The following is a 25,345-nucleotide window of genomic DNA, read 5'->3' on the forward strand; positions in this document are numbered from 1 at the left end:
AAGACGAACCTATTGTTTCGGCTTTGGCGTCTGCTTTCTTTAATTTTGGAAAGATGGAGATAAGAGATATCTTTAAGCTTCGTAAGGAAGGACGAACAGAGGAGGCCTATGCAGCTATCTTGCCTATGTATGCTGTCCATAAAGGGCATTACACGACTATTGCAATGTTCTGGGTTGGTGTGGACATGATGAAACTGCGCTATCAGCAACGACAATTGGAGGAAGCTTATAAGATATTCAGGAGTTTGTTGCGACTCTATACTACAATGGACGACACGGATCTCAAGGGACAGAGTGCCTTAATGCGTGCTGCCCTATTGGTCTTCGACCACCATCCAGGATTCTCTATGCTCGACTTTATCACACAATGGGGTATTACCCGGTTGACCGATGAAGATTGGACCATAGAGCAAGGTGACGGACATCCCATCCCTTCTATAGGTATGCGTATTGTAGGAAAAGTGTTTAAGGAGGTGGAGAGTAAGCCTACGGTTGAAATCGCTTTGAAAGCGGCTCCCTTGCTGGCTGAAGCTCTGAAGCATAGTCCTTACAATATGCAGAACCAACGTTACAAAGCGATGATTTATCGAATCATGGGCAAAAAGGATAAGGCCATCAATATTTACGTGCACCTGATAAAGAAGCACCGACAATCCTACATTTTCCATGAACTATCCGAACTCGTTGATGACGAGCGTTATAAGATAGCACTTCTTTGTAAAGCTATCTCCGCACAACGAGAGGAAAAGTTCCGACAACGTATGCGTTTCACTCTTGCTTACTTGTTGTTCAGTAAGGATAAAGCACGTGCACGCTATGAATTAGACAAATGTATTGCCATGCGTAAGCAGTTGGGTTATTCCATTACGTGGGAGATGCAGAACCTCGCAGCAAGTTTAAAGGAGGTTACTCCCGTGACCGATGCAGACGAAAAAAGCTTTTATAGAGAGCAGGAAGTGGTATTAAAAGAACTTGCAATGTAATATTTCTACATATCTAACTATTTTTCTTATCTTTGTAGCACATTTTATTGAATAATTAAATCTGCCTTATGAAACATTTATGGGTCTTCCGGAATTTGGAGTGATGGTATTATACTTTTCAGGCTTCCTTGTTGATAAAAAAGTATTGTAAACCCTTAAATATAAGCTTTTTGTTGTGTGAATAACCCATGTAAGATAAGTGTAGATTTTGTAGCCTTTATTTTAGCACTTTATATTCTTTAATATTCAGTAAACAAAGGGATTTGGAAGAACAGAACTCACAAAAGTTATTGATAATCAGATATTAAATGATATCACTCCAAATTCTGGAAGAACCACATTGGTTCTATAACGAATCGTGTGGGTTGTGTGTTGATATTCCGCACGAGTGGTGCGGGTGCTCAGCACATGTGGTGCGGATGCTTAGCACATGTGGTGCGGATGGTATGCACCACATGTGCGGAGGATTAACACCATCGCTGTATATGGAAGGGTAGGGATTTAATGTGCGTTAAGCGTATTAAAACGAAGGTCAATTTGGAGTTGTGTTTCGTTGAAGGCTATACTTTTTGACAATATTTTAGGCTCTATGACGAATTACCCACACGATTCGTTATAGAGCCAAGCCAATTGATGGTCATTACAAAATCTATATGTGAAAAAATCGGACAAAGTCAACGATACTAAACTTCATAATCCCTTTTTATAACCTCAATTGTAAACGGAGGATTATTTCCCGTCCTCGTAAGGGTAGGGATGTGTTGAAAATGTTGATGCCCATGTTCTGTGTAATCGTATATGACTTACTGTTTAGCAGGTTAGTACCTGATAGCCCTAGTTCCCATACATTGTTAATCTTATAGTTGAAATCACCATCCAACAATCCGCAAGTATGATAATGTCCGTCTGTAATCTCATTGGTGAGGTTATAAAATTTCATCTTCAGCTCCATCTTCTTGGTAGGGAAGACGTAAAGAGCGATGTTCGTTGTATAGGAAGAAAGAACACTTAGCCTCATAATTTGACTCCTCTCCCAGAAATAATTAGCCGTAAACGCTGCGGATAACCGCAACCATGACAACTTTTGGAAACTTGTAGTCAGCGTCCCTGAAGCATGATGGGAATAGTTGTTGACCATAATGCCCGATTGTGAAACAAGGTAACTACTTCTGTTATACGTCGCATCCAGCTTTAAGGATAGTCCTATGGGGATAAAAGTCTTATCAACCATCGCATTCACAGCCGTGTTGTATCGGTGATTCTTGCCTTTTACCCATGTCATTATTGTCATAGAATCATTGTATTCATAATGACTATAAGCCTCTCGCTTCGTGTCCGAATAAGCAAAGGACAGGTTTGCAAAGAGCATTGTTGCAATGTTGCGATAACGAAGATGGAAGGAGGCGTGCATGTGGGTTGACTTATAGATGTCGTTTCCTGTAATCTGTAAGTCTCTGTATCCTTCTCTTAAAGGTTTTAGAGCATAGAAGTCAAGCGCATTGTCGTTAGCTGAGATGGAGGAAGAAATATTTAAGGACAGATTACTTGTCAATACTTGTTGTAAGTTGAAGTAAGGTTTGAAAGTTACGAAGTCACGGGCGGATAGTCTTTTATCCTTTGTTGAAAGGCTGACTTTTGTCCATTCAAAGGGAAGTCCGAAGGTCACGTAACTTTGTTTATAGTATTTCCAAGTGTAACCAGGTTCACCTTGTAACTTGAAGGTGCGATGCCATATATCCTCTTGGTAGTTGTAGGAATTGTTCTTGTAATAAGCTTGTAAGGATAAGTCTAAATCATTTCCAAACATAGGAATTGATGTCGTGAGAACATTTCGAGTCATCATTGAATGTGTTGCTAAGTTCTCTGTACTATTGTATAATAGAAGGGAATCAGCGGTTGTTGTGAGCTCTTCTCTCCGATTAGCGTATCGTAAGAGAGAGTTGATTTGCAACATAGTCTTTCCTAATTTGAAAGAAGAAGACAGATAATTCTTTATAAAAGATGGTATGATGCGGCTTCGTTCTGTAATTCCGATGCCATTCGTAACAACTTCATTTTCTATGATTTGTTGTTCAAAAGAATATTTTAATTCGTTTGAAATAAATCTTTCTGTGCCATTTTCTTCGTATTTCAGAGTAGGGACGATGCGTAATGTGCGCAACTTCGTTCCTTCTGTGGTTTCTAACGTGGTAGGGGTTAGTCCTCCATAATAGTTAGCGGTTGATTGATGGTATCCTGCGTGGTCCTCATAGAGAAGTACGTTACTACGTAGTGTTGCATCTTTCGATAATGTAACGATATTATTAAGGCCTGCACTGTACGACTTATTTTGCAGATATCTTTCTTGTGGGAGAGCCTCTTGGCTGATGTCTTCAGACAGGACACCTTGTGGAAGTGGCTCGTAGGCATCTAGGTTATTGACCTCAATATGTTCTCTGGTTTCTTCGGAAAGGTCTTTCCCTGTGTTGGTCATCTTTGCTGAAACAAGTATTTGCGAGTGTTTCATCACTTGTGTAAGAAAGAGTTGATTGTCCCAAACAGTTGGTTTGATACCTAAGCCGCCTGCTATCTCACCAAAGGGACGTGCTTTATAGTTCTTATCAAGGCGAATGTTCAGAGCTGCCGACTCTGATGGCTTACGCCCCCGTAGCATCTTTACAGGTTGGTGATTCTCCAATACTTCAACGTTACGTACTGCAGTGATGGGCATATTACGTGTTGCTTGATTATAGTTGTTTCCCATCAGGTCCTGTCCTTCAATATAAAATCTGTTGATGGCACGTCCCTGATAAGATACTGAACCATTCTCTGCGACCTTGACTCCTGGTAGTTTCTTAAGGATATCTTCAAGGTGTCGGTCGCCTTTCTGAAGAAAAGAACTAACGTTATATACCAATGTGTCACCTTGCTCCCTTATAGGGGAGAGCTTTACGACAACTTCTTTTAGTTCAACTTGCTTTGGAGAAAGTAAGATGACGGTTGGCTGCTTGGCTTGCTGACGGATGTCATGAACGTTGATTTTCCGCTTCCCATAGCCTATGAGTGTGAAAGTCAAGATATCCTCATTGTGCGCTGTAAGACTGAGATGTCCCTTTTCGTCAGCAATCTTATAGCTCAGTAACTTCCCCTTTGAGTTCACCACACGGCACATCACATCCGCTAATGGTTGGAGGCTGGCAGAGTCCCTGACCTCAATCATCAGGTTTACCAATGCTCCCTCCTGCTGTGCAAAGAGGGCGAAGCAACTGGTAAAGAAACAGAGTAAAAGGAGTATTCGTCGCAAGAGCTTATTCCAATTCTATTGGGTTATAAGGCTTTGCGTTAACTGTTGCTGCAACATCGGCTGACACGCTAATACTTCCGTCGCCCGTCAAGGCTTTTACTGGATCAGCACAATAGTTCTTATACATTTGTCTGACAGCTTTTCGGGAACTCTTTATCACGTCACTTTTATCGTGCATATAAATAGGAGCATATCCCTTCACTTTCTGTAATCCTGTCAAAGTGAAGATAAAATTGTTCTCAGTGTCTTGTACTTGAAAGATAAGACCCGGTAGTCCGTTAAATTTATAGGGACCATACGGCAGTTCTACTTCAGGTGCATACCAAGCTATGTAATTACGCCCGAAGAGTCTTGTCTTGGCTTTCTGACATCGATATCCAGCAATTGTACTATCCCCTTGTAGTAGTTCCCATTCCAGTTGAGGGATACCTTCCTCGTATTGATATTTTTGAATACCTCCTGTATTGCATTGAATAAACTCTTTTTTAGCCGCTCTATTCAGCAGGATTAGTTCTCGTAAGCCTTTGTTCTTCAATGCTACGAGAAGTTTAGGACCCGATGAAGTTACTTGAGATTTTCCTTTGGCAATAGATGCGGAAATAGAATCAAAAGTGAGTTGTCCATAGTCGATGAACATATTATGCTGCTGTCCTATTCTTAAGATTGTGGTTGCCGTACGTTTTGCATCAGGATACTTTGCGTCTTTTGCATACTTGTACTCATAAACCACTTGATACTGTGCAGGTTCATATTGAACTGTTTTGGTTGAATCCCATCTCCCTTTTAATTGAGAGAAATCCAGCGTCTGAGCAGATAGGCATGTTGTGCAGACGATGAGGATATGTAGAATGATGTTTTTCTTCATTTGAATGGTTTGTTAATGAATAATTCAAGAGCAGGTCTTGATATAAATAGGTTTTATGATTTATCGATTGTTCGTATCTTCTTTTTTATTTCTTCTGTAGTCGTTTTATTCGTGTCGATATATGATTTTTTACAACATGAGTTGTTTATTTCCTATGTACCTTTTGAAGATACGGATGCTACTGCTATATGAGCAATGCTACGAAAAGACTCTTTTTCATGAGCTTAATGTTTAAAGGTGATGAGTTCTTGTTTAGGTTATATGTGACCTTGTCACGATATTACAATTGTATTTTCTTTTATAAAGAATTGTCAACGTGTTTGATATAGATTGGATTTCAAAGTTATAAATTAAGGTTGAAAATTGCAAGGTATTTGTTCTTTTTTGCATTATTTAATTGTTGTAAAGTTGGTGTATTGCTTAAGATTATCGGCATCTCGATAAAGTGCTTACTGCCAGTTGAGTTTGTCTTGGTATCACCTTTCATGAGTCTTAGTGTAACAAAAATTTATAATGTCTGTGTGGAAAGTAAAATGACAACAAACGAATTGAAAATTACCTTGTGACTTGTTCTATGTTTCTCTTCTAATTCTATAAGGTTATCAGTCCAAACTTCGTAAGAATCTATTTTAAGTGTTTCTTTTCTCTATAGTCTCGTTTTTTTTTACTACTTTTGTACACCAAACATGCATGTTAATTAAACCTACGATTATTAATGAGTGAAAACAAAGTCCCCACTAACGAGTCTGTACAGACTGCAGATGCACCAGTAAAGGCAAGTTATACTGATTATCAGGTTATTCCATCACATGGATATTGTATGATTGTGAAGTGTCGTAAAGGCGACCAAACGGTTGTTTTGAAGGCACTTAAGGAGGAATATCGTGAGCGTCAGCTGCTTCGTAATGCTTTGAAGCGTGAGTTTAAGCAGTGTCAACGACTCAATCACTCTGGTATTGTACGCTATCAAGGGCTGGTTGAGGTTGATGGTTACAGACTTTGTATTGAGGAGGAGTATGTCGAAGGCCGCACCTTACAGGCTTATCTCAAGGAGTCGCATACAGATGATGAGAAGATCGCAATCATTAATCAGATTGCTGATGCATTGCGTTATGCGCATAGTCAGGGTATCGCACACCGTTATTTGAAACCCTCTAACATCCTCGTTACAACGCAAGGTAATTATGTGAAGCTGATAGATTTCAGTGCTCTCTCACCTGAAGATGTGAAGATAACTCCTGACACAACTCGTTTTATGGCACCAGAGTTGAAGGATGAGACGATGGCAGCTGATGGTACGGCAGATATCTATTCACTCGGCACCATCATGAAGGTCATGGGACTTACATTGGCTTATAGTGAAATTATCAAGCGTTGTTGTGCCTTTAAGCGTAGCGACCGTTATTCAAACATCGATGAATTCTTGGCTGATTTAAATAATGAAGGAACATCATTTAAGATGCCAAAGATTGGTAAAGGTGCTGTAATGGTAGCTTTGTTAGTTGTTGTTTTGGGTATCGTTGGCGTTTTAATCTATAATTACGGCGGTACGTTGGTCAATCAGATTGGAAAGGTGGATGTGACATCTCTCTTCAAGTCGGATGCTGAGACAGCACCAGAAGACACTGTGAAAGTAGCTCCTACAGAGCAGGCGGATAGTCTCTCAGCTGAGGCTGAGGCTCCTGCTACAGGTAAACTTGCCTTTATGAATAGGATGAAGCCAGCCCTTTATAAGGATCTTGATGGTATCTTTGAGAAGAATTCTGCGGATAAGGCGGCGTTAAATAAGGCCATTAAGACTTACTATCGTGGACTGATTCATGCTAACGATACACTCAACAATGAACAGCGAGCTGAGGTTGATCGCGTATTTGGTGATTATGTAAAGCAGAAGAAGGCTGCATTAAATAAATAAATTATTGACACAACAGAGATGAAGGCTACGTCACCTAGATGTGATAAGCTACCTACTCGGATGTAGTGTTTTAGAAGGCAAAGGCAGAGTCTGTGTTTTCTTTCAGAACCTTAAGAAAGCGTGAGAGGAAGACAGTGTCTGCCCTTGTTCGTTTTTAGTAAGTAGCAATATGCTTTCTGATTGACAAAGAAGTGACAACGGAAATAGCTGCACTTCGTTGCTAATCGTAGGATTTCTAATAAACAAGAGGAATGAAACAAATCTTTTTAATGCTCTTTGCAGGTTTGTTATGTGCTAGTAGTGGACAAGCACAGACGACAGTGGCTCGTTGGCAGGCTGCTGCTCGGTCAATGGAACAGCAAGGACTGGTGAATCTTAAGCAAGTGGTTCCTTCAATCAAGGTGGCTTTGATGTATGCTCGCGCGGATAACTTCTGCAATCGTGTACTCTATCATGACTTACGTGATGCCTATGTATTGCCTGTTTGTGCTGAGGCCTTACGTAAGGCGCAGGCGGAGTTGAAGCGTCGTCGTCCCGACTTGAGTCTTTGCATCTTTGATGCTACACGACCGATGAGTGTGCAGCAAACGATGTGGGACGCTGTAAAAGATACGCCAAAGTACTTCTATGTTTCCAATCCTACCCACGGAGGTGGTATGCACAACTATGGAATGGCGGTAGATATCAGTATCTGCAAGGCATCATGGAATGAAGCTACATGGCGCGATGGCGCAACACGTTGTATTATTGATACGATCCCAATGGGTGTGAAGGTTGATCACATGGGAATAGCCAGTCATATTGATAAGGAGTCAGAACTCGTCTCCCGTCATCTTATCTCTCGTGAGGCATTAGCCAACCGCCGACTACTTCGTGAGGTGATGCGTGCCGCAGGATTCATGCCTTTACGTACGGAGTGGTGGCATTTCAACCTTTGTACGCGTGCTTGGGCAAAGAAGAAATTGAAGGTGGTAAGGTGAGAAAAAGCCTCACTCCCGCCCCCTCTCCGAATGGAGAGGGGAGTGATTACCGACTTTGCTACAGTATTAGCATGATAAGAATAATATTCTAAGGACTATTAAGGTAATACAACAATAGGATTAGATGAAGCAAAAAAACGATATAAGTCATTCGGAACTACCACTGCCAAGATATGTGCGGGACGTCCTAAGCAAACATAACATTTCACTCCCCTCTCCAATCGGAGAGGGGGCGGGGGTGAGGCTTCTTGCCCTCCAATCCCACCGCTATCCGGATATTGACATGCCTTTCTTGCTCAATCAAATCGCTGGATGGCAGATAGCACGCACGAAACTGCCATCGTGGGCGGCAAACGAGGATATCATCTATCCACCTCATCTATCGATGGAGCAGTGCTCAAGTGAGCCGACAGCGGAATACAAGGCACGACTTGTTACACGCCTCGTTGGAACAGGGACATCGGCTTCTTCTTGTCTTTGCGACCTCACGGGTGGCTTTGGCGTTGATTTCTCCTTTATGGCGCAGGGTTTCAAACGTGCAATCTATGTAGAACAGCAAGAGAACTTATGTGCGTTAGCACGTCATAACTTCCATGCCTTAGGCTTATCACAAGCTGAAGTGGTTAATGGTGATGGTACGGCTTATCTCCGTCAACTCAACCAAGTGTCAGTTCTTTTCCTCGATCCTGCGCGTCGTAACGAGCAAGGAGGTAAGACGATACTGATAAGTGATTGTACACCTGACGTCTTGGCTTTGGAAGATGAACTCTTAATAAAGGCTGACACGGTGGTTATTAAACTCTCACCAATGCTTGATTGGCATCGTGCTGTTGACGAACTCAATGGTTTGGGCAATGTGGTCCGTGAGGTACATATCGTTTCTGTACGCAATGAATGTAAGGAGTTACTGCTTGTTTTGCAGAAGTCAGTTTGTGCGACAGGGGATAAAACAACTGACGAAAAAGCCTTACAAGTGTTTTGCGTGAATGATGATAGTATGGTTTCTTATTCTCTGAATGAGACTTTAAACATATCACAGCGCATCGGCTCAACTCTTCCTACGAGCGGTCAGTACCTCTATGAGCCTAATGCTTCATTGATGAAGGCGGGTTGCTTCGCACTGCTCACAGCGCGTTATCCTATATCAGCCTTAAGTCTGAATTCTCATCTTTTTGTCTCTGATGAGGCTATTGAAAGTCTTCCAGGTCGATGGTTTGAAATAACAGCCGTTTCATCATTTAATAAGAAGGATCTACGACGCACCCTTTCATGGATAGACAAGGCCAATCTTGCTGTACGCAACTTCCCGATGAGTGTTGCCGATTTGCGTAAACGATTGAAGATAAAGGAAGGAGGAGATGTTTACCTCTTTGCAACGACAGATGCAGAAAACAATCATCTTCTCATCGTTTGTAAGAAAACAACGTCATCACCTTATTGATTTCATTATTTTTGATTAAATGTTGCAAACACATGGTTGTGCATTTTACACAATGTCTTTAGCTCACAGAAAACGACTGGTCAGACATTGTTTGACAATAAGCATGATGACTTTTAAACAATAATATATGATATATATTTACCGATAAAAACCTATTAAAACAATGAACAGGTATTTTAAGATAGTCATTGCGACTGCGTTGATTAGTGTAACAACATCTGCTAATGCTATTGATCGAAAGACACTAGCACAGTATGCTTCTTCGTTAACAGGATTGAAGAAAGAACAGTTAAAAACTGCTTTACACAAGCTGATGAGCAAGAAGGATGTCTTACCATACGGTGGAGGTGGACATGGCACTTGGTGGGGCTTCTGGTATTCTGATCGTAATCCGCAAACGAATGAGTGCTACAATCGTTATAGCGATAAAAAATTCTATTTTGAAAGTACGAATACAGGCAAGTCCATTGCAGGTATGAATATTGAACACTCTTTCCCGAAAAGTTGGTGGGGAAAGACGAAAAACGATGCATGGTGTGACCTTTATAACCTCTATCCTTCTGATGAAAAGGCTAATAGCTCTAAAAGCAATTACCCAATGGGTGTCGTCGTTAATGTAAAAGAGCTAGCAGGCGAAGGCTATGATAAGGTAGGTGATGGCTATGCTGATGGTCAGCTTACAAGGATGTGGGAACCAGGCGATGCTTTCAAAGGTGAGTTCTCACGTAGCTATATGTATATGGCTACCACTTATCAGGACCTTAAGTGGGAAAAAGATGGTTTGCAAAGTCTTGAGAATAAGGAATGGCCAACGCTTAAACAGTGGGCTTATAAATTATATCTACAATGGAATAAGAAAGATCGTGTAGATCAAATTGAAATCAAACGCAACGAAGCTATTTATAGGATTCAGCACAATCGTAACCTCTTTATCGACTATCCTGAACTTGCAGAATATGTTTGGGGTGACAGTATGGATGTTGCGTTTGACCCTTATAATGCTATCACTACGGCTTCTGATGATAATCGTTATACTAGTGTGATTGTTCCTGAAGAGCCTGTGACGCCAGACAATCCACAAGTGACACCACAAGGAACAATCTTCGTGAAGACAACAATAGCACCTGTTGCTGATAAGCGTTATGTCCTTGTTGTCAATACTGGTAGCAGTTTTCTTGCAGCATCTACAGTGAAGAACAAGAAGTATGGCTATCTGCCAACAAAGAACATTACTGATGATAATGGTAAAGTGAGAGATGCTGATAACCAGTCTGTTCTCACTTTGGAACAGGGAATAACAGGATTCTATATTAAAGATGCTAACGGCAAATACTTCGGGCAGAAAGATGAGTACAAAACTGTTCAGTTTATGACTAAAGATAAGGCTGTTGAATGGACTTTCGAACCAAATGCTGATGGTACTTTCACGATTACTTCTTCTACTGGTCATGTGCTTCAGTATGATACTGATTATAAGACGTTAGGTGCTTATAAGCCAGCTTCTGCCGCCGGTATTTATCCAATGCTCTATGTAGAGGATCCGACAGCAAGCGTTGAAACGATATGGAACATTACAATCACTGACGATGCGGTTTATAATTTACAGGGCGTTCGCATGCCAGCTGACACCCAGCTTGCTCCAGGTATCTATTTACGAAATGGTAAGAAATTTATTGTGAGATAATCAATACTCGTTATTGAACTTTCGAGATTCTGAAGACTTCATTATTCCTTATTGCAAAGTCGGGAATAATGAAGTCTTCTTTTTGTCAACCATGAATACTAGTATGGAATCGTGCAAAGCATAACTACTGATGCAGCTAGCGATGTGAGCAAATACAGCTTATGATAAGCATGAATAGTGCGGAGGCTTAGCACGAATGGTGCGGAGCATGAACACGAATGGTGCGGAGGCTTAGCACAGATGGTGCGGAGCATGAGCACGAAGTGTGTTGAGGATGTGTATCATGCCTCTATCTTACGAGTTGAATGCAAGATTATCAACAAATTATATCCTAAATTTGTCATTCTATCTTTTTTTTAGTACTTTTGCACGTTTAAGATTAGAAAAATAACGAAATAAATAATAATAAATGTCTTCAATTCAAATTAAGAAGGTAGAAACGAAGAAAGATCTTAAGGCTTTTATAGAGTTTCATTATGATCTCTATGAGGGTAATCAATATGATGCCCCTAACCTTTATAGTGATGAGTTAAATACGCTGTCAAGAAATAAGAATGCAGCATTTGACTTCTGCGAAGCTGAGTATTTCCTTGCCTTGAAGGAGGGGAAGGTGGTGGGGCGCGTGGCTGCCATCATCAATAATAAAGCAAACGAAAAGTGGGACAAGAAGGATGTTCGCTTCGGTTGGATAGACTTTATTGACGATATAGAAGTTTCAAAAGCTCTGTTGAAGGCTGTTGAAGACTACGGCAGAGAGAAGGGTATGACCTCTGTTGTTGGTCCACTTGGTTTCACAGATATGGACCCAGAAGGTATGTTGACATGGGGCTTTGATCAGCTCGGTACAATGGCAACTATCTACAACTACGATTATTATCCAAAGCACATGGAGAAACTTGGTGGCTGGGAGAAGGATAATGACTATGTAGAATACCGTCTTGATGTTCCAGAGGCAGCTCCAGAGAAATACACAAAAATTGCAGAGATGGTGGAGAAACGATATAATCTCCATGCGCGTAAGTTGACCAAGAAGGAAGTCTTCGAGGGTGGTTATGGTAAGAAACTCTTTGATTTAATCAATGTTACTTACTCTCATCTTTATGGCTTCTCTGAACTGAGTGAACGTCAGATAGACCAGTATGTCAAGATGTACTTCCCATTTGCTGACCTTGACCTTATTACGGTTATTGAGGATGGCAACAAGGATAACCAGTTAGTTGGTCTTGCTATTACAATCCCATCATTGACACGTGCTTTGCAGAAATGTCATCGTGGACGTCTTTTCCCATTCGGATGGTGGCATTTACTTCGTGCAATAAAGTTCCATAAGACGGAGGTTGTAGATCTCCTCCTTATTGGTGTCCTACCAGAGTATCGTTCAAAGGGAGCCAACTCTCTTGTTTTTGCTGACCTTATTCCACGTTATGTGAAGTATGGATTTAAGTGGGGTGAAACGCATGTTGAGATGGAAACAAACGAAAGCGTACAGAGCCAGTGGGGACCATTAGACCCAACTATGCACAAGAAGCGTAGGTGCTATAGGAAAGCTATTGGGTGATGGGTGTTGAATGTTGGGTGTTGATGAATAGTTTTATCATGTGTTCTTTCTATATTTTCACGTGTTTCTTCTATATTAACATCTAACGTTAAGACACTTAAAGACCATTTGAATGTAAAAGGATGTTGCTATGGAATTGTTTTATTATAGGCGTTTAGATGTTTATAAGGACGCTAAGCAGTTGGCTATTAATGTCAATGAAGCCTTAAAATCATTTCCTAAAGAAGAAAGATACGCATTGACAAGTCAATTACAGCGTGCCTCTACATCAGTTATGTTTAATATTGCAGAAGGATTTGGTCGCTATAGTAGTAAAGAAAGAACACATATGATATCTTTCAATTAGTATCATCACACCCCCGTCACCACCCACCATATTAACAATTCATTAACACCCAACACTCACCACCCAACACATGGACAATTCATCAACACCCAACACCCAACAGCCGACACCCGTATCTTACACCGACGATAATATCCGACACCTTTCGGATATGGAGCATGTACGTACCCGTCCCGGTATGTATATTGGTCGTTTAGGTGATGGAAAGTTGCCGGAAGATGGTATATATGTACTCTTAAAGGAGGTGATTGATAACTCTATCGATGAGTTCAAGATGAATGCTGGTGACCGCATCGAGATTGATGTGGAAGAAAATCTTCGTGTTAGTGTGCGCGACTATGGTCGTGGTATTCCGCAAGGTAAGCTTGTTGAAGCAGTGTCAGTACTGAATACGGGTGGTAAGTATGATTCTAAAGCTTTTAAGAAGAGCGTTGGATTGAATGGTGTCGGTGTGAAAGCTGTTAATGCACTAAGTTCTCATTTTGAAGTGAAGAGTTTCCGTGATGGGAAGGTGCGTGAACTCTCGTTTGAGAAAGGCAATCTTCAGAGTGATAAAACAAAGAAGTCTGACGATGAGAATGGTACCTATATCTACTTTGAGCCAGATGCAACGCTCTTCAAGCATTATAGTTTCCATGATGATATCGTGGAGGAAATGCTTCGCAACTATACCTATCTCAATACGGGCTTGACGATAATGTACAATGGCCGTCGTATTCTTAGTCGTCATGGTTTGAAAGACCTCCTGACGGATAATATGACCGTTGATCCATTGTATCCTATCGTTCACATGAAGGGAGAGGATATAGAGATAGCATTTACACATACCAATCAGTATGGTGAAGAGTACTACTCTTTCGTGAATGGTCAGCACACAACACAGGGCGGAACGCATCAAACAGCTTTCAAAGAGCATATTGCAAAGACAATAAAAGAGTTCTTTGGGAAGTATGAATATGGTGATATTCGTAATGGATTGGTGGCTGCCATCGCTGTAAACGTTGAGGAACCAGTCTTTGAATCACAGACAAAGATTAAGCTGGGTTCTACACAGATGTCACCTGATGGCGAGTCAATTAATAAGTATGTAGGCGACTTCATCAAGACAAATGTTGATAACTATCTCCATATACATAAAGAAGACTTTACGGATATACTTGAGAATAAAATCAAGGAGACCGAACGGGAGCGTAAGGCGATGGCTGGTGTTACGAAACTGGCACGCGAGCGAGCGAAGAAAGCGAACCTACATAACCGCAAGTTGCGTGACTGTCGTGTACACTATTGTGACGTTAAGGACAACCGAAAAGAGGAGAGTTCTATCTTTATTACGGAGGGCGATTCAGCCAGCGGAAGCATCACGAAGAGTCGTGACGTGAACACACAGGCTGTCTTCTCATTGCGTGGAAAGCCGCTGAATTGCTTCGGATTGACGAAGAAGGTTGTGTATGAGAATGAGGAGTTTAACCTCCTTCAGGCTGCACTTGACATTGAAGATGGACTTGACTCTCTGCGTTATAACAAGGTGATTGTTGCAACGGATGCCGATGTTGACGGTATGCATATCCGTTTGCTGATTATAACTTTCTTCTTACAGTTCTTCCCTGAGCTGATTAAGAAGGGACACGTATATGTCCTTCAGACACCATTGTTCCGTGTTCGAAATCGTCGCACAAAGATTAAGAACAAGGAAGTGATTGCTGAGGCTGATGCACGTCGCGTGAAAGGGGAGAAGAAGAACGATTTTATTACACGTTACTGCTATTCAGAGGAGGAGCGTATAGCTGCTATCACTGAGCTTGGTCCAGACCCGGAAATCACCCGATTCAAAGGTCTTGGTGAAATATCACCTGACGAATTTGCCCATTTCATCGGTCCTGATATGCGTCTGGAACAAGTTACCTTACATAAGAATGACCAGGTAGCTAAGCTCTTGGAGTATTATATGGGTAAGAACACAATGGAACGCCAGAACTTCATTATTGACAACCTCGTTATCGAAGAAGACCTTCCTGATGTGGAAGAATAATAAAGAAAGTCGATAAAAGGGATAGCATTTTCAAATGATGTCTGTACGATTGTCGGTACATCTGTCAATAATATCAATAAAATTGAAGAGCAAAAAGTAGTCTTTAAAGGTTCTTTTTATCGCTTTCTTCAAGCATATAACAAAACTATTAAAATATAAAATTAGGATATGAGAAAGTATATTTATCTTTTACTTTTTTACCTTTTTACCTTTTTACCTTTGTCTGCTCAGCAGATAAAAGAGTCTCCATTACGGAAGTTGCAGTTGGCAGAGTTAGCAATCACGAACTTCTATGTCGATTCTGTGAATGAGCAGAAGCTGGTGGAGGATGCTATTAAAGGTATGTTGGAGAAGCTTGACCCACACTCTACCTACACCGATGCGAAGGAGACAAAGGCAATGAATGAACCATTGCAAGGTGACTTTGAGGGTATTGGCGTGCAGTTCAATATGATTGAGGATACACTTGTCGTTATACAACCTGTTGTCAACGGTCCCTCTCAAAAGGTGGGAATCCTTGCAGGCGACCGTATTGTCAGTGTCAATGATACGACAATCGCTGGCGTAAAGATGGCACGTATCGATATAATGAAGATGCTACGTGGTAAGAAAGGTACGAAGGTTAAGCTGGGTATTGTTCGTCGTGGTGTGAAGGGTATGCTAACCTTTGTCGTTACCCGTGCCAAGATACCTGTTCATACCATCAATGCCGCTTATATGATTCACCCTAATGTGGGTTATGTTCGAATAGAGAGTTTTGGAATGAAGACCCATGATGAGTTTATGTCGGCTGTTGACTCTTTGAAGAAAAAAGGAATGAAAACCCTGATTCTCGACCTACAAGATAACGGGGGAGGCTATCTTCAGTCAGCTGTTCAAATCTCTAATGAGTTCCTTAAGGACAATGACATGATTGTCTATACAGAAGGTCGTCGTGCTCGTCGCCAGAACTACAAGGCTATTGGCAATGGACGTTTGCAGGATGTAAAGGTCTTTGTGTTGGTCAATGAACTTTCTGCTTCGGCTGCAGAGATTGTTACAGGTGCTATTCAAGATAATGATCGTGGTACTGTTGTTGGTCGTAGATCCTTTGGTAAAGGACTAGTTCAGCGTCCGTTAGACCTTCCTGATGGTAGTATGATTCGTCTGACGATTGCCCATTACTATACACCAAGTGGTCGTTGTATTCAGAAACCTTATACAAAGGGCGACCTGAAAGACTATGAGATGGATATTGAGAATCGCTATAAACATGGTGAGTTAACCAGTCCGGATAGTATCCAGTTCTCTGATTCATTGAAGTATTACACCATTCGTAAGCACAGAGTTGTCTATGGTGGTGGTGGTATTATGCCTGATTATTTCGTTCCGCTTGACACTACAAAGTTTACGCGTTATCATCGTATGTTAGCTGCAAAAAGCATAATCATCAATGCTTATTTGAAGTATGCTGATGCTAATCGTAAGACTTTGAAGGCACAATACAGTTCGTTTGATGCGTTCAATAAGGGTTATGTGGTACCACAGTCATTACTTGATGAAATCGTGGCAGAGGGTAAGAAAGAAAAGATAGAACCAAAAGATGCTGCAGAGTTAAAGGCTACCCTTCCTAATATTGCGCTACAAATAAAGGCGCTCACGGCCCGTGATATCTGGGATATGAATGAGTATTTCCGAGTATGGAATGCCCAGAGTGATATTGTCAATAAGGCTGTTGAGTTGGCTACGGGTAGGTAGAATGGCTACACTTAAGTATTTATAACGTGACGACATAGTGAAAAACTGAATGAAATAAGGTGCTTAATTGAACTTCAAGAGGGCGTTAGTAAGGGTCTTAAAGGGTATCTTTTACAAGCCATTTAGGCGTCTTTTAGAAGTCAAAAGAGCATGTTCGGTCTTGAACTGTGTGAAAATAGTTTACATGTATCAGTTGAAAATGAATATGTGGTGCTGTCTTTAAACAGCGTATGAACTTTTATTCTAATTCCGAATATTAATCCCTTTGTAGCCTATCTATAATTCTTTGGTAAAGAATTGAGGTCAAACCATAAGGGCTGAAACCCAAAATAGGATTTCAGCCCTTTTGTCTTTTACGTGTGAGCGCCTACTAAAGTAGAAGGTACTGCTTCTTATTTGTCACTCATCTCCTTTAATAGGGCGAGTGCTTTATTCTCGTTTTCTTCCATAATCTCACGCTCTCCAGGTCCCTTGTCGTTGATACCACAGAGGTGAAGAATACCATGAATGATAACTCGGTTAAGTTCGTCTTCGTATGACTTCTTGAAAAGTTCGGCATTAGAACGGACTGTATCAAGTGAGATAATAAGGTCGCCATTAAGTACATCATCCTCATCATAGTCAAAAGTAATGATGTCCGTATAGTAATCATGTCCTAAATACTCGTTGTTTACTTCGAGAATCTTCTCGTCATCTACGAACATATAACCAATTTCTCCAACCTTTCTACCATGAGTTGCAGCAACAGCTTTAATCCAACGAGAGATCTCTCGTTTCTTAATTTTTGGCATCTTAACGCCTTCAGCACTATATGTTATCATCGTGTCTTTGTTTTATCAATGAGTTTTATGAGTTTCTGTCTCATTGTTAATAACCTTTGGGAAGAAATTCTGTGATATCCCTTCCAAAGTGTTTAAGTTCTCTTACTAGGCTTGAGCTGATACTCTCCAGTTGTGGTTCTGCATAAAAGAAGATAGTTTCAATAGAGCTCAAGCGACGGTTGATGTCTGCTTGTTCGCATTCATATTCAAAGTCTTTCACGCTCCGCACTCCTTTTATGATATATTCGGATCCCTCTCTTCTAGCAAAGTCGATGGTCAGGTCGTTGTAAGTCTTAACCTCAATCTTAGGTTCGTTGGCATAGAGACGTGCTAATCGTTCCATTCTTTCCTCAGTACTGAGCATACATTGCTTTCGTTCGTTAACACCAATACCAATCACCACCTTGTCAAAGAGTGGTAAAGCACGGCGTACAATAGAGTCATGTCCTATTGTAAACGGGTCGAAACTTCCAACGAAAATGCCTATTTTCATTCTATATTTATCTTTTGTTTATTCCACAATTGTAACTGTGTTTGTTTCACAGGATGTGTCTTTGAGTTCATCTTGAACAAGTTAAGACTTCACTCATAGAACAGTCTTGTCTTTTGGACATGCTTGTTCAGGAAGTTGGTGTTCGAAGTTGGAGGATTTATGATTTTTGTCATAATAACGTCCCCTTGTTCTCTGCAAAATTACTCTATTTTCATTATATAACCAAAAAAGCAGGCAGGATTATTCTTGTGCTATCGTTAAAGGTGACATTCAAGTTGAGACAAATATTATAAAAACGAATCGTGCAACAATCAATCCCTTATGGAGACGGACTGTTGCACGATGAAAATCAGTAACTTTTAGTTGCGAAAGGTGATTAAAGAGCCTTTAAGCTAATGGCAAATCCACCTCCACGCACCTGCTGTAGTTTGATAGTATCTCCCTTCTTTATCGTACGCTTTGTAATGGTATATGCCTTTGGATTCTTCTCGTAGTCAGCATCCTTAGCGTCAGCATAGATTGTTGCCTCATATTTACGACCCTTGTCAAGGAAGTCGAACTTGATAACGCTGAGATGTGGTGCAATACCAGTCTTTCCACCAACAAACCAGTTGTTAGTTCCTTTTGCCTTACGAGCAACAGTGATATAACGTGCTGGTTCTGCCTCAAGATAACGGCTATCATCCCAGTCGCAAGCTACATCCTTAATAAACTGGAAGGCATCGTTATACTTCTGATAGTTCTCAGGAAGGTCGGCAGCCATCTGAAGTGGACTATACATCGTTAAATAAAGTGCAAGCTGACCCACGAGAGTTGTGTGTACATAGCTCTTATTATCACACCATGTTGAGAGCTGAGTCTCAAGAATACCAGGGGTATAATCCATTGGTCCACCCTGAAGACGAGTAAATGGAAGGATAACAGTGTGGTTAGGGTCACTACCACCGAACGCTTCATACTCTGTTCCACGTGCTGACTCGTTACCAACGAGGTTAGGGTATGTACGACAAAGGCCTGTAGGGCGAGTTGCTTCATGTCCATTCACCATTATATGATGCTTGGCAGCTTCCTTAATAACATGGAGATAATGGTTGTTCATTGACTGTGAATAGTGGTGGTCACCACGTGGGATAATGTCACCTACATAACCAGTCTTCACAGCGTCATAACCATACTTATTCATCAAATTAAAGGCATCTTCCATGTGACGCTCATAGTTCTGTGTACTTGAAGAAGTCTCATGATGCATCATCAACTTAACACCCTTAGAGTGTGCATACTCATTCAAGCCTTTCAAATCAAAGTCTGGATAAGGAGTAACGAAATCGAATACATAGTCTTTCCAGTGACCAAACCAGTCTTCCCAACCGATGTTCCAACCTTCTACCAATACTTGGTCTAAGCCGTTAGCAGCAGCAAAGTCGATGTATTTCTTCACATTTGCGGTGTTAGCCGAGTGACGACCATTTGGCTTTGCATGTGCATAATCAGTCTGACCAAGCTTTACTGAACTAAATTCATCAGTATAAGCCCAAGACTTACCACCTGCAATCATCTCCCACCAAACGCCACAGTATTTGGTTGGATGAATCCATGACGTGTCTTCAATCTTACAAGGTTCGTTAAGATTGAGGATAAGGTTATTAGCAAGCATATCACGTGCATCATCGCTAACCATCACCGTACGCCAAGGAGTTTCGCAAGGAGTCTGCATGAATCCCTTCAAACCAGTAGCGTCAGGAGTAAGCCATGACTCGAAGGTCATTGTTTTGTCATCCAGATTCAAGTGCATTGTAGCATAGTTTGCACATGCTGCCTCATGAATATTAATGTACAAGCCATCATTAGACTTCATCTGTAAAGAGGTCTGAACACCTGTCTCTGAGAATACAGAAACAGATGAGTTGTCCCAGTTTACAGCATCGTGGAAACGCTTACGGATATCAGAAAGCTTTGATTCCTGTGTCTCCTGCTCCTGTGTGTCATAGTCTCCAGGGAGCCACCATGCAGTATGATCGCCAGCCATAGCAAACTGTGTATGCTCATCCTTTATAACAAAGTAGTTCAGTTCTGGCTGCTGTGGGAATTCGTAACGAAGGCCCATTCCATCGTCATAAACACGGAAACGGAGAACAATATTACGCTTGCTGCTTGGCTGATTGAGATCTACTTCCAACTCATTGTAGTGGTTACGGATAGTAGCAGTTTCACCCCAAACAGGCTTCCAAGTCTCATCGAAAGTTGTTGTTTTGGTACCTGTCTTCTCGAAACCATCCATAAGACTGGTTTCGTTCATGCCCTTGCTGGCATGTTTGTTCTTAGCCAATTCCAAACCTAAGTGCGAAGGCTTTACAACAGCCTTACCCTTATAAGTCATCTCATAAGTAGGTACTCCATTTCCTGTTAATGAGAAAGTAACTGCAACATTACCGTTAGGAGACTTTACTGTCTGCGCATTCGCAATGCTTGCCCATCCCATTAGTAGCCCTAAAAGGGCAATATTGGTTTTCTTCATTGTTTTGTTAAAGTATAAAATGATTATAATTTCTATTTAAAGATTGCAGAGTAATCATTTGGTTTTATGCAAAGATAGTAAAAAAGAGTTGAAGTAAATGTTAATAGTAGTACTCAAGTAGATAAAAATGTATTTTCATTAATCACAAATAACTTATTATCAATAATTTAAATAATAAAAATAATTTATCGAAGTAGATGTCCTCAATTTCCAAGTAAAGTGTTATCTTTGTACTCAATAGTAATTAAACGATGGAAAGAAGCTTATTATATATACTTTTCTTGCTACTGCCAATGACCTTGTCTGCCGGTAGTAAGACACAACAGCTACGACAAAAGTTAGACAATTTATTGGCGCAGCGCAATACACTTATAAACAATAAAAATAAAGACATCAACCGGCTAAAGAAGAATCTCACGACCAGCGAGAATACGCTTAAACTTCTACAGACCTACGAACAACTCTTTGAAGAATACTATGTCTTCCAATTTGACTCCGCAATGACATACTTAAACAAAGGTATCAAACTTGCACAAGAAACACAGAATACCTATTATTACAATAGTAATCTCATAAGTAAGGCAGAGCTATTATCCATTGGTGGCTTATATAGTGAGGCCATTCATGAAATAGAACAGGTTGACACAACGGTTCTTGACAAAGCACAACGCTTTGAATTTTACTTCTCACTCTTCCGTATTCACACCTATTGGGCAGACTTCTGCAACGATAAAACCTACACGCCAATGCACCGATTAAAGGCACAAGACTATCTTAAGAAAGCTATGCCTTTTTGCGATGAAACCGATAAAAGTTACGAGTATTACCTCGGTGAATACGCTGTTTTTGTGTTGAATAATCCTCAATCTGCACGTACTCATTACATTAAAGCCATAAAACAGTTACCTCAAAACTCCCGATTCTATGCCATGTCATGCTTTGCCCTCTCTGGAAGTTATGGCAATGAGGGAAATGCTGACAAACAAGAAGAGTTCCTTTTATTGTCGAGTATTTCAGATATAGAGAACTGTACGATGGAGAACTTCGCACTCCAAAACCTTGCGATGTACATCTTTGAACACAACAAAGATGAACTTGATCTTGCACAACAATATATTCAAACTGCGCTTGAGGATGCTCATTTCTATAACAACAGACTCCGTATTATAGAGATTTCAAGTAAGCTACCAGTAATTGTCAGTAGCTATCAGCAGACGCTTAACCAGCGTAACAAAGTGCAAATGATAGCTATCATAGTTATCTCGTTACTTTTTCTCTTCCTACTTTCTGCAGTCTTTTATATCGTTAAACAAACCAAACGACTTAGTCTGCAGCAGCAGGAATTGCAAAAGAATAACAACCAACTCTCTGAACTGAATACACAACAAAAAGAACTAAATATGCAGCTTCATGACCTCAATGCGTTACTTGTTGATACCAATAGTAAACGCGAGAGATTAGCAAAATTGTATATTGACCTTTGTGCGAAGTATATTGCCCGACTCAAAAAACAACAGACATTGGTTAAAAGAAAGATAAAAGCCAACCAAACAATAGAATTGCTTAGTCAGCTTTCCTCAGAACGATTATCTGAAGAAGACGCAGCCACATTCCTCTCTCGTTTTGATAAGGCGTTCCTCGATTTCTATCCAGACTTTACTGAGGAATTAAACAATCTACTCTTACCAGAGGGCAAAATTCAGAACAAAAGTAGTGATAAACTTACTACCGAACAGCGTATTATGGCACTCATCCGATTAGGAGTAAAGGAAAGTGCCGAAATAGCCGACCTACTATTCTACTCTCCACAGACCATCTATAACTATCGCTCCGTCCTAAAGGGAAAAGCCATTAACAAAGAAACATTCGAAGAAGAAGTCATGAAACTCTGTCGAGTAATTGGTAAACCATCCTCTGACTAAATTAAAGAAGCGTTAATTAAAATGTTTGTTGTGTCAAAAATATTAACTTATCAAGTTAAAAACATCAAACATTCAATATCATAAAATAAAATTATCTATTAATAAAAATAAGGGCCTATATGACAAAAATGTGCTTAAAATCCTTGTAACTATCTAATAATCATTATCTTTGTTTTATTTATATTTTTATGGCAAAAAATCTGCTTTTATTGTGGCTCAAAATCGACTATAAAACGTGGTCATCTTAATGGTAGTCAACGCTGGTATTGTAAGTGCTGTAAGAGGAGCTTTGTTGGACATAATCGCCTTACCAATACCATTGTCAATAATCGTTATTCCAAGGGTAATCTAACAGTCAAAGATCTATCAGAGGAGTACGGAGTTTCAACCAGGACAATTTATAGAAAACTCACCAAATCTTATAAAGAAGAACTTCCCAACCTTCTTGTTCGCCCTGTAGTGGTTTTAATGGATGCCACCTATTGGGGACGTAATTTTGGTGTCGTTATCATGAAGGATTCATTGTCTGGTGATGTACTTTGGTTTAAGTTTATCAATAGGCATGAACGTCTTGAAGACTATAAGGAGGGCATAAGCTACTTGGAGTCACTTGGGTATACCATTCAAGGGCTTGTATGCGATGGTTTTAAGGGACTTAGGCAAGCTTTTCCCAATTATAAATTCCAATTATGCCAGTTCCATCAAGTAATGACTATAAAGACAAAACTAACTTCAAGACCCAAGCTTGAGGCTTCAAAAGAACTGCTTGAATTATCCAAGATGTTATGTCATACGGACAAGGAGTCCTTTATTGGGGCTTTAAAGGAATGGTACACCAAGTGGGAGGATTTTCTTAAGGAACGGACAACAACAGAAGATGGAAAATCACATTATACTCATAAAGCTCTACGTAGTGCTTTTTTGAGCCTTAAAAGGAATATGTCGTCATTGTGGACATACTATGATTACCCTGAATTGAAGATGCCAAATACAAACAATGCCATTGAATCACTCAATGCAGATTTAAAGACAAAATTGAACCTACACAAGGGGATCAGTATGGAAAGAAGAAAGATCTTCATCCAAGACTTTATAAAGTCCCATTCTCCTAAGAAATAAAAGGGGAATGGGAGATTTTAAGCACATTTTTGTCACATAAGAGAAAACGACGCTAAAATAAGCACACTTTTGTCACATAAGCCAAAATAAGAGTGGTATTTTTGTAGGCATAAATTAAACCGCTTATTAATAATAGATTAATATTCACCAAATAAACTAATTTGAAAGTTATGAAAACAAAAGGAATCAAGTCTATGGTTGCCATCTTGCTTGGCGCAACCCTCATGAGTTCATGTGTAGGTTCATTTGCTTTGTTCAACAAACTTGCAAAATGGAACAAGCATGCTACAAAGTCTAAGTTCCTCAATGAAATTATCTTCCTCGTTATCTCTCCAGCATACGCTTTTTGTAGTGTTGCTGATGCGCTCGTACTCAATTCTATTGAGTTCTGGACAGGTGATAACCCAGTAGCTAACCGCGTTGGTAAAACTCGTAACATCAAGGGTGATGATGGTTTGATGTATGCAGTAAAGTATTTGGAAAATGGTTATCAGATTACAAAGCCAGATGGCAGTGTATTCTATTTCACTTATAACAAGCAAGAGAATACTTGGTACATGAATGCTGAAGGCAAGGAGCAGAAAGTTATCCACTTCAATGGTGATGGATCTGTTAAGGCATTTCTTAACAATGGTCTAACAGCTGACGTGACACTTGATGCTTCTGGTGTCTATGAGGTTCGCCAGATGCAAGCTGGTACAAGCTTCTTCATGGCAAGAAGATAAAATTCATTTTTGCTACATTGTAATATAAAAATAGGGACACAGATGTGTCCCTATTTCTGTTTCTATGAGGTACCTCAGAAAACACGCTATGCGTTTTGTACAGACTCGATAAATATCGGTCACTGTTCACTCATTATCGTTTTCTAAAGAAATATATGACTTGAAAGCATCGACATCCCCATCGCTGCCAATGCTGCGGAGGCTTAGCACCAGTGGTGCAAAATCCTAAACACACGCTATCTATTCTTATAATGAACGCTACATACCATCAGGAAAGAGCCACACAATCGAAGAAAAGTGTTCATTACATGATAAATACGTATCATCCTCACCCTACAGAAAAAGGGCTTGCACAAGGTATGAACCCTTGGCAAGCCCTGTTATATTAATATTTTGTTTACAGATTCCTCTTACTTCAACTTCAAGTCGTAGTTCATATCCTTTGTATTAACTGCTGGCTCCTCAAAGTCAGAGTTAACAAGACGAAGTGTAGAATCGTTTACTACGAGGAAGTTGGTCTTGTTATCCTTACCCAACTCGAACTGGTAGTAAGTATTCTTCTTACCCTTAACGTCCTTCTCTACAACCTGATATTTACCTGTATAGTTGTAAACAGTATCAACCTCAGAAGCAGACTTCATGTAAGACTCAGATACGCTGAAACCATTTGATGAATCCTTTGCCAAAGCAACACGATACTTGATACCAGCAACATCAGCTGCAGGTGTCAAACCCTCGTAAACTGCAGAGTCACCTGCTGCAGCAGAATCCTGAACTGCAGAGTCTGCTCCCTCGTTGTTTGCAGTAGTCTTGCCATTGTTACAAGCTACCATAGCTGCACAAGCAGCTACCATAAACATAATCTTTTTCATAATCATTTTAGTTTTATATAAACTCTAATTTAACTCTCGGGTTGCAAAGATATTGTA

18 protein-coding genes are annotated in these 25,345 nt (G+C 40.4%); 12 read left to right on the plus strand and 6 right to left on the minus strand.

The window, feature by feature from the left end; genetic code table 11:
- The first annotated feature begins 53 nt into the window (after positions 1–53).
- Entirely contained in the window at positions 54–983 is a 930-nt protein-coding gene (locus tag J4856_RS05655; RefSeq protein ID WP_025838943.1) for a DUF7017 domain-containing protein, read from the plus strand.
- A gap of 703 nt (positions 984–1,686) precedes the next feature.
- Here J4856_RS05655 and J4856_RS05660 read toward each other — a convergent pair.
- On the minus strand, positions 1,687–4,266 hold the full coding sequence (locus J4856_RS05660) for a hypothetical protein (RefSeq protein ID WP_234967254.1): 2,580 nt from the start codon (positions 4,264–4,266) through the stop codon (positions 1,687–1,689).
- A gap of 4 nt (positions 4,267–4,270) precedes the next feature.
- Positions 4,271–5,131, minus strand: coding sequence for a GLPGLI family protein (locus J4856_RS05665; RefSeq protein ID WP_025839708.1), 861 nt, complete (start codon positions 5,129–5,131; stop codon positions 4,271–4,273).
- A gap of 715 nt (positions 5,132–5,846) precedes the next feature.
- Here J4856_RS05665 and J4856_RS05670 point away from each other — a divergent pair.
- The 8 genes from J4856_RS05670 (at position 5,847) to J4856_RS05705 (ending at position 16,821) form a co-directional block, all read left to right on the plus strand.
- Positions 5,847–7,046, plus strand: coding sequence for a serine/threonine-protein kinase (locus J4856_RS05670; protein WP_025839709.1), 1,200 nt, complete (start codon positions 5,847–5,849; stop codon positions 7,044–7,046).
- Between the two features lie 251 nt (positions 7,047–7,297).
- Entirely contained in the window at positions 7,298–8,026 is a 729-nt protein-coding gene (locus tag J4856_RS05675; protein ID WP_065367648.1) for a M15 family metallopeptidase, read from the plus strand.
- A 124-nt stretch (positions 8,027–8,150) separates the two neighbouring features.
- The gene (locus J4856_RS05680) at positions 8,151–9,467 is read left to right on the plus strand and encodes a THUMP-like domain-containing protein (protein WP_025839710.1); all 1,317 of its coding nucleotides are present in this window, start codon (positions 8,151–8,153) and stop codon (positions 9,465–9,467) included.
- A gap of 163 nt (positions 9,468–9,630) precedes the next feature.
- Positions 9,631–11,151 carry an endonuclease I family protein gene (locus J4856_RS05685; protein WP_065367647.1) on the plus strand — a complete coding sequence of 507 codons (1,521 nt, stop codon included), beginning with the start codon at positions 9,631–9,633 and terminating at the stop codon, positions 11,149–11,151.
- 409 nt (positions 11,152–11,560) lie between these two features.
- Positions 11,561–12,709 carry a hypothetical protein gene (locus J4856_RS05690; protein ID WP_025839711.1) on the plus strand — a complete coding sequence of 383 codons (1,149 nt, stop codon included), beginning with the start codon at positions 11,561–11,563 and terminating at the stop codon, positions 12,707–12,709.
- A 130-nt stretch (positions 12,710–12,839) separates the two neighbouring features.
- A complete protein-coding gene (locus J4856_RS05695; protein WP_025839712.1) occupies positions 12,840–13,055 on the plus strand; it encodes a four helix bundle protein in 216 nt (71 codons plus the stop codon).
- Positions 13,056–13,125: 70 nt separating this feature from the next.
- The gene (locus J4856_RS05700) at positions 13,126–15,084 is read left to right on the plus strand and encodes a DNA topoisomerase IV subunit B (RefSeq protein ID WP_025839713.1); all 1,959 of its coding nucleotides are present in this window, start codon (positions 13,126–13,128) and stop codon (positions 15,082–15,084) included.
- A 168-nt stretch (positions 15,085–15,252) separates the two neighbouring features.
- Positions 15,253–16,821: a S41 family peptidase gene (locus tag J4856_RS05705; RefSeq protein ID WP_025839714.1), complete on the plus strand. Its 1,569-nt coding sequence runs from the start codon at positions 15,253–15,255 to the stop codon at positions 16,819–16,821.
- 392 nt (positions 16,822–17,213) lie between these two features.
- Here J4856_RS05705 and ybeY read toward each other — a convergent pair whose 3' ends face one another.
- From ybeY to J4856_RS05720, 3 genes are all read right to left on the minus strand, one after another.
- Complete coding sequence (gene ybeY / locus J4856_RS05710; RefSeq protein WP_065367646.1) at positions 17,214–17,642, minus strand: rRNA maturation RNase YbeY; 429 nt, start codon at positions 17,640–17,642, stop codon at positions 17,214–17,216.
- A 46-nt stretch (positions 17,643–17,688) separates the two neighbouring features.
- On the minus strand, positions 17,689–18,135 hold the full coding sequence (gene coaD, locus J4856_RS05715) for a pantetheine-phosphate adenylyltransferase (RefSeq protein ID WP_025839715.1): 447 nt from the start codon (positions 18,133–18,135) through the stop codon (positions 17,689–17,691).
- Between the two features lie 376 nt (positions 18,136–18,511).
- Positions 18,512–20,650 carry a glycoside hydrolase family 97 protein gene (locus J4856_RS05720; protein WP_025839716.1) on the minus strand — a complete coding sequence of 713 codons (2,139 nt, stop codon included), beginning with the start codon at positions 20,648–20,650 and terminating at the stop codon, positions 18,512–18,514.
- Positions 20,651–20,901: 251 nt separating this feature from the next.
- On the opposite strand from J4856_RS05720, the gene J4856_RS05725 reads away from it, so the two are divergent.
- The 3 genes from J4856_RS05725 (at position 20,902) to J4856_RS05735 (ending at position 24,416) form a co-directional block, all read left to right on the plus strand.
- The gene (locus J4856_RS05725) at positions 20,902–22,572 is read left to right on the plus strand and encodes a DUF6377 domain-containing protein (RefSeq protein ID WP_025839717.1); all 1,671 of its coding nucleotides are present in this window, start codon (positions 20,902–20,904) and stop codon (positions 22,570–22,572) included.
- A gap of 198 nt (positions 22,573–22,770) precedes the next feature.
- Positions 22,771–23,691 (plus strand): IS256 family transposase, variant Zn-binding type, encoded by a 921-nt coding sequence (locus J4856_RS05730; protein ID WP_428842426.1) that lies wholly within the window; start codon positions 22,771–22,773, stop codon positions 23,689–23,691.
- A gap of 170 nt (positions 23,692–23,861) precedes the next feature.
- Complete coding sequence (locus J4856_RS05735; RefSeq protein WP_025837146.1) at positions 23,862–24,416, plus strand: DUF3332 domain-containing protein; 555 nt, start codon at positions 23,862–23,864, stop codon at positions 24,414–24,416.
- A gap of 410 nt (positions 24,417–24,826) precedes the next feature.
- Here J4856_RS05735 and J4856_RS05740 read toward each other — a convergent pair whose 3' ends face one another.
- Positions 24,827–25,288, minus strand: coding sequence for a copper resistance protein NlpE N-terminal domain-containing protein (locus tag J4856_RS05740; RefSeq protein ID WP_025837144.1), 462 nt, complete (start codon positions 25,286–25,288; stop codon positions 24,827–24,829).
- Positions 25,289–25,345: the final 57 nt, after the last annotated feature.

Origin of the sequence: Prevotella scopos JCM 17725 (assembly GCF_018127785.1) — a bacterium.
Lineage (GTDB): Bacteria > Bacteroidota > Bacteroidia > Bacteroidales > Bacteroidaceae > Prevotella > Prevotella scopos.